Here is a 7,433-nt window from a genome sequence, read left to right on the forward strand (position 1 = left end):
CCACCGCCGAGCCCTTCCATGACGACCCGCATGCTTCGCCCCACCATGTACCTCTCGGCCGCGGCCCTGCCGCTGCTGGCCGGCTGCCAGGACAAGACCGATGCTGCTGCGGAGGTGCGTACCCCGGCGGTGCCGGTGACGATCGCCACCGTTGGCAGCGGCACGCGCGTGGCGCCCGTGACGGCCACCGGTACGTTCGGCTCGCGCGATGAGATTCCGCTCGCCTTCAAGATTGGTGGCGTCGTGCAGCGCGTACTGGTGGACGCCGGGCAGACCGTGCACCGGGGGCAGATCCTGGCCGCCCTCGATGTGCGCGAGATCGACGCGGCCGTGGCCAAGGCCCGCGTCGGCGTGGACAAGGCGCAGCGGGACTGGGCGCGTGTGCAGCGTCTCGTGACCGACAGTGTGGCCACACCGGTCCAGCTCCTCGATGCCACGTCGGCGCTCGAGGCGGCCAAGGCGGACCTCGCCAGTGCGATGGTGAATCGGGAGTATGCCACGATCACGGCGCCCGAAGACGGCGTGGTTCTGCAGCGGTTGATCAATCCGGGCAGCAATGTGGCCTCCGGGACGCCCATCGTACTGCTCGGTGGCTCGACCCGCGGTCGCGTGCTGCGGGTTGCGCTGCCCGATCGCGATGCGCTCAAGGTTGCCGTGGGGAACGAGGCCACCGTGCACTTCGATGCGCTGCCCGACAAGCAGTTCAGCGGCCGGGTGGTCCTGGTGAGCCAGAGCGCCGATCCGCGCACCGGCACCTACGGCGTTGAGGTGGCGCTGACACAGGCCGATCAGCTGCCGAGTGGATTGATCGGCGTGGCGACGATCGCGGTGAAGGGCGCGAGCACCGGCAACCGGTTGCCCGTCGATGCCCTGCTGGATGCGCACGGCGACTCCGCGACGGTGTACACGATTGCGCCGACTGGCGCACCGATCGCCCAGCGGGCACGGGTGCGCGTGGCCCAGCTCATGGGCGATGAAGCGGTGATCGAAGGGCTCGCCGCCGACACCCGCGTGATCGCGAAAGGCGCCGCCTACGTCACCAGCGGCACGCCGGTGCGCGTCATCACGCCGACCGTTCTCGACTCGGCGCTGGCCCGCACGGGAGGGCTGCCGAAATGAACCTCTTGAGCAAGCTGGTCGCCTTTTCGGTTCGCCGGTGGCAGTTCACCGTGCTGCTGTTCCTGATGTTCGCCGCGCTCGGCGTCACCAGCTGGCAGGCGATCTCGCGCGCCGAAGATCCCGATTTCCCGGTGCCGATCTTCACGACGATTGCCGTCTATCCCGGCGCGTCGCCGGAGGACATGGAGCAACTCGTCGCCGATCCGATCGAAAAGCAGCTCAAGTCGCTCACCGAGATCAAGAAGCTCGAGAGCACGAGCAGCGATGGGCTGTCGGTCATCAAGATCGAGTTCAATGCGGATGCGGACGCGGAGCGCAAGTACGATCAGGTCGTACGCGAGGTCAACGCGTTGCGCCCGCAGCTGCCGGCCTCGCTGCAGCGGCTTGAAGTGAAGCGCAACGAGAACTCCGACCTCACCGTGTTCCAGGTGGCGCTGGTGGCGCCCACGGCGCCGTACGCGCAGGTGGATGATGCTGCCAAGCGCCTCGAAGACGCGCTGGAGAAGGTGCCGGGCGTGAAGAAGGCGGAGCGGTGGGCGGCCCCACCGCGCGAGATGCAGGTGACGCTCGATCTCGCGCGCATGGCGCGCCTCGGGCTGACGCCGGGGCAGGTTCTGACCGCCCTCGGCAGCGACAACACCGCCATTCCGGGCGGCTCGGTGGACGTGGGGACGCGCCGCTACAACGTGGCCACGCAGGGGCGCTATCGCACCGCCGAGGACATTCGTGCCACGGTGATCGCCGGGACGGGCACGTCGGTGGTACGCGTAGCCGACGTGGCCACCGTGACCTGGGCCGACGGCGATCCGGTCCATCTCGGTCGGTACAATGGCGAGCGCGCCATGTGGGTGACCGTGTCGGTGCAGAAGGGGCAGAACGTCTCGCGGGTGAAGGAGGCGGTGTGGGTCGAGCTCGATCGTCTGGAGGCGCAGCTCCCCAAGGGCATCACGCTGGCGCGCGGGTTCGACCAGTCGGCGAATGTCGATCGCCGTCTCGCGCGGCTGGGCGAAGACTTTCTGATTGCCATTCTGCTGGTGCTCATCACCCTGCTCCCGCTGGGGACGCGGGCGTCGGTGATCGTGATGATCTCGATCCCGCTGTCGCTCGCGATGGGTGTGATGCTGCTGTACGTGACCGGCTTCTCCATCAACCAGCTGTCGATCGTGGGCTTCGTGATTGCCCTCGGCTTGCTGGTCGATGACTCGATCGTGGTGGTGGAGAACATCACGCGATTCCTGCGGCAAGGGTACAGTCGGACGGCCGCGGCCGTGGAGGCCACCAAGCAGATCGGTGTGGCCGTGCTCGGCGCGACGGGCACGCTGATCTTTGCCTTCCTGCCGCTGATGTTCCTCCCCGGACTGGCGGGGAAGTACATCCGCTCGCTGCCGGTGGCCGTGGTGTACGCGGTGATCTCGTCGCTGTTCGTCTCACTCACCATCATTCCGTTCCTCGCAAGTCGGTTGATGCCGCGCGAGGCGCATGGCGAGAACCGCATCCTGAAGTGGCTCGATGGCGGCATTCAGCGGACGTATGCGCCGCTGCTGCACCGCGCCATTGCGCATCCGCGCACCACGGTGGTGGCGTCGTTCGCGGTGGTGCTGCTGTCGATGGGGCTGATTCCGGCCGTCGGGTTCTCGCTCTTCCCCAAGGCCGGCACGCCGCAGTATCACGTGGACATCACGGCGCCCGAAGGGACCAGCCTCGCCGAGACGGATCGGGCCGTGCAGTACGCGGAGCGGGTCATTCGGCAGCACCCGAACACCAAGGGCGTCTTTGCGAACGTGGGGAAGGACAATCCCGACGTGTACTACAACGTCTTCCAGCGCGCTGAGGCGCCCAACCGCGCGCAGCTGCTGGTGACGCTCAACGCCTACGACAATGTGCGCACGCCGGTGGCGCTCGATTCGCTGCGCGAGCAGCTGGCGCTGTATCCGGGGGTGCGCATCGAGCTCAAGGAGTTCGAGAACGGTCCGCCGATCGATGCGCCGATCGCCATGCGCGTCGAAGGCACGAATCTCGATACCCTGGCGACCATCGCGGCCAGGTACGAAGCGGTGCTCAAGGCGACCGATGGCACGCAGTACGTGAACAATCCGGTGCGGCTGCCGCGCACCGACCTGCGGCTGACGGTGGATCGTCAGAAGGCCGGGCTGCTGGGCGTGCCGGGCGCCGAAGTCGAGCGCACGCTGCGACTGGGCATCGCCGGGCTCGAGGCCGGGCGCATCCGCGCGGACAATGGCGATGAGTATCCGATCACGGTGCGGATCGCGCACGACGGCCATCCGCGGACGGAGGCCCTCGATCGCATCCATGTGAGCAGCGTGAACGGAGCGCTCGTCCCCTTGTCGCAGCTGACCACGATGGGCTTTGCGAGTTCGCCCACGATCATCGATCATCGCGACCGGCAGCGTGCGGTCACGGTCACGGCGTTCGTGCGTTCGGGGTACAACACCGACGCGGTGACCAAGGCGGTGCTGGCGGGGCTCGATTCCATCCCGCTCCCCCCGGGCTACACCCTGCGGCCCGCCGGCGAGATCGAAAGCCGCGAGGAAAGCTTTGGCGGCATTGGTGGAGCGATCATCGTGGCGGTCTTTGCGATTCTCGCCATCCTGGTGCTGGAATTCCGCGACTTCCGCACCACGCTGGTCGTGGCCAGCGTGATTCCGCTGGGCGTGGTGGGCGGTATCGTGGCGCTCTTCGCCAGCGGCTATACGCTCAGCTTCACGGCGATGATCGGTTTCGTGGCGCTAGTAGGGATCGAGATCAAGACGAGCATTCTGCTGGTGGACTTCACCGACCAGCTCCGCGCCGAGGGGATGGCGCTGGACGAGGCGATCCAGAAGGCCGGCGAGATCCGTTTCCTTCCGATCGTGCTCACGACGCTGACGGCCATCGGCGGCCTGCTGCCGCTGGCGCTGCAGGGCTCGGGGCTCTACTCGCCGCTGGCGTGGGTGATCATCGGCGGCCTGGTGTCGAGCACGCTCATCGCGCGACTGGTGACGCCGGTGTTGTACAAGATGCTGGCGCCCAAGGCGTATGTGGTGACGGCGGAGTATGCGGTGCCGGGTTACGCGGGTGGGGCAGTGGTGGCGTGACCTGAACGAAGGGCGGCGCAAGGCGGGTTCGTCACCCCTTAGAGCTCAGGGGGGAGAATTTCAGGGGGAAGAGCTCAGGACCGCGGATGTTGTCCTGAGCTCTTGCCCCTGACCTTCTGCCCCCTGAGCTCTCGGGGGTTTCTCATCACCTTGCCCCAACATTAACGTCTCCGGCGGAGTACCCATGGTGGCCCCCTCACGGGCGCCCCCTCCTTGTCCCTCACACCTCCTCGCATGCGAAATCTCCGTGCCCTCGCCCTCAGCGTCGGGTTGACCGGCGTTGTGGGCAGCTCCTTGTCGGCGCAGCCTGGGCTGCCCGCCAAGGTCACGATCGATGACGCGATCATCAATGCGCTTCGGTGGCGCAACATCGGCCCGGCGAACATGATGGGCCGCATTGTGGACGTCGAAGGCATTCCGAGTCCGTCCAAGACGTTCTATGTGTCGACCGCCGCGGGTGGCCTGTTCAAGACCACCAACAACGGTACGACCTTCAAGCCGGTGCTCGATACGGCGCGCGTGGCGTCGGGTGGCGATATCGCCATCGCGCCCTCCGATACCAATACCGTGTACTGGGGCACGGGCGAGCCGAACTCGCGCAACTCCATCTCGCCGGGTGGCGGCATCTACAAGACCACCGACGGCGGCAAGACGTGGACGTTCCTCGGACTCGCCGATACGCGGGCGATCGCGCGCATTCAGGTGCACCCGAAGGACCCGAACACCGTGTACGTCGCGGCACTCGGCCACGTGTGGGGCCCCAACAAGGAACGCGGCCTCTACAAGACCACCGACGGCGGCAAGACCTGGGCGCAGATCAAGTACATCGATGACAAGACGGGCTTCATCGATGTGCAGCTCGATCCGCGCAACCCGGACGTGCTGTGGGCGGCGAGCTATCAGCGCTATCGCAGCCCCTACTCGCTGTACTCCGGTGGCCCGGGCTCGGCACTGTGGAAGAGCACCGACGCCGGCGCGACGTGGACCAAGGTCGAAGGCAACGGCTTCCCGACCAGCACCAAGGGGCGCATCGGCATCGCGATTGCGGCGTCGAACCCCGATGTGATGTACACGCTGGTGGAAGCGGACACGAACCCCAATCCGAAGCCGGCCGCGGGCAGCAAGCCGCAGACGCGGCCGAGCGGGCTCTATCGCTCGGCGGATGGCGGCAAGACGTGGGAGTATCGCAATCCGGAGAACACGCGCCCGTTCTATTACAACCAGGTGCGCGTCGATCCGAAGGACGCGGATCGCGTGTACTGGTCGTCCACGCCGGTGAAGTACTCGAGCGACGGCGGCAAGACGGCCGGCAACACCACCGAAGGCATTCATGTGGACCATCACGCGATGTGGATCGATCCGAACGATCCGCAGCGCATCGTGACCGGGAACGACGGCGGTATCGGCATCTCGATGGATCGCGGTGGCAACTGGATCTTCCCGCAGAATCTCGCCATCGGACAGTTCTACAACATCTCGGCCGACATGGCCGTGCCGTACCGCGTCTGCGGGGGTCTGCAGGACAACGGCTCGTGGTGCGGCCCGAGCCGTCGCAAGCAGGGCCCGGTGACGAACGCGATGTGGCACAACGTGGGTGGCGGCGATGGCTTCGTCACCAATCAGGACTACAGCGATCCGGACATCCTCTACAGCGAGAGCCAGGGCGGCAACATGGGGCGCCTGAAGTTCTCGACGGGCGAGCGGACACCGCTGCGGAAGCCCACGTGGCGCGAGAGCGGCTACCTCGCGTACAGCGATTCGATCTATGAGATCTGGCCCGATACCACCAAGCCGGCCACGAAGGCGCAGAAGGCCCGCATTGCCGAGTTCCGTGCCAAGCAGAAGGCCGATTCAATCGCCTGGTCGCTGCGCTGGAACTGGAACACGCCGTACCTCATCTCCAAGCACAACCCGGCCACGCTGTACTTCGGCGCCAACCGCGTGCTCAAGAGCGTGAAGCGCGGTGAGGAGATGGCACCGATCTCACCGGAGCTGAGCTATGCCGACAGCGCCAAGCTCTACGTGGCGCTCAAGACCACGGGGGGCATCACGCCCGACGTGACCGGCGCCGAAACGTACGGCACCGTGGTGTCGCTCAACGAATCGCCGATCCGCCCGGGGCTGTTGTACGCGGGCACCGACGACGGGCGGGTGTGGCTCACGCGGAACGATGGCGGCAGCTGGGAAGAGGTCACGAAGAATATCCCGGGCTTCCCGGCGAACGGCTATGTGTCGCGCATCGAGCCGTCGCACTTCGACAGCGCCACGTTCTTCGTGACCGTCGACAACCACCGCAACGACGACTACACGCCGTATGTGTGGATGACGACGAACTTCGGCAAGACCTTCACGAGCCTCGTGAACAACCTGCCCACGGGTCACGCGGACTTCGTGCACGTCATTCGGGAAGACGTGAAGAACCGCGACCTGCTGTTCCTCGGGACCGATGTGGGCGTGTACGCGTCGCTCGATCGCGGTCAGACATGGAAGCGCTTCATGAGCGGCTTCCCGACGGTGCCGGTGCATGACCTGCTCATTCACCCGCGCGACGGCGAGCTCATTGCCGGCACGCACGGGCGGTCGATCTGGATCGCCGACATCACGCCGCTGCAGCAGATGACGCCGCAGACGCTCGCGCAGAAGGTGGCGCTCATCGAGCCCAAGACGGCGTTCCAGTGGGGCGAGCAGACGATCAACGGTGGCGACAACGGCCACATGCTCTTCCAGGGGAACAGCGGCCAGTACGGGGCGTCGATCTGGTATCGCGTCACCGAGGGCAACGGGCAGGCGCGCATCGTGATCCAGAACGCGGCGGGTGATACGCTCCGCACGCTCACGGGTCCGGGCGCGGCGGGGCTCCACAGTGTGCTGTGGGACATGCGTGGTGCGACCCGGCCGGCCCCGCGCATTGCGCTGAGCCCAAGCCAGGTGCGCGACAGCATCAACACCGCCGTGCGCGTGGCCAGGAAGCTCGACTCGCTGGAGAAGGCGGGGGCGGTGCCGGCGCCGGTGCTGGCGATGATTCGTGAGACGATGAAGACCGGCGCGCCGCCGGCGGCCATGCAGGCGATGCTTGGCGGCTTCGGTGGTGGCGGCGGCTTCGGCGGTCGCGGTGGGGCCGCGGGCTTCTTCAACGAGCGTCCCGGCGAGACGCGCGCGACGCCGAGCTTTGCGGCGGCGGGTGCGGGGGCGGGCGCCGGTGGTGGCCGCGGCGGTCGC

The 7,433-nt window shown here is 66.9% G+C and carries 3 protein-coding genes; all 3 read left to right on the top strand.

Features of this window, described 5'->3' with window-relative positions; translation table 11 throughout:
• Positions 1-18 precede the first annotated feature (18 nt).
• On the top strand, positions 19-1,119 hold the full coding sequence (locus K2R93_18785) for an efflux RND transporter periplasmic adaptor subunit (protein MBY0491894.1): 1,101 nt from the start codon (positions 19-21) through the stop codon (positions 1,117-1,119).
• Positions 1,116-4,214, top strand: a complete 3,099-nt coding sequence (locus tag K2R93_18790) for an efflux RND transporter permease subunit (GenBank protein MBY0491895.1) — start codon at positions 1,116-1,118, stop codon at positions 4,212-4,214. The genes K2R93_18785 and K2R93_18790 overlap by 4 nt, the downstream gene beginning before the upstream one ends.
• Before the next feature lie 234 nt (positions 4,215-4,448).
• A partial coding sequence (locus K2R93_18795; GenBank protein MBY0491896.1) for a hypothetical protein occupies positions 4,449-7,433 on the top strand: 2,985 nt, incomplete at its 3' end.

It is taken from the genome of Gemmatimonadaceae bacterium, assembly GCA_019752115.1.
In the GTDB taxonomy this organism is placed as follows: Bacteria; Gemmatimonadota; Gemmatimonadetes; order Gemmatimonadales; family Gemmatimonadaceae; genus Gemmatimonas.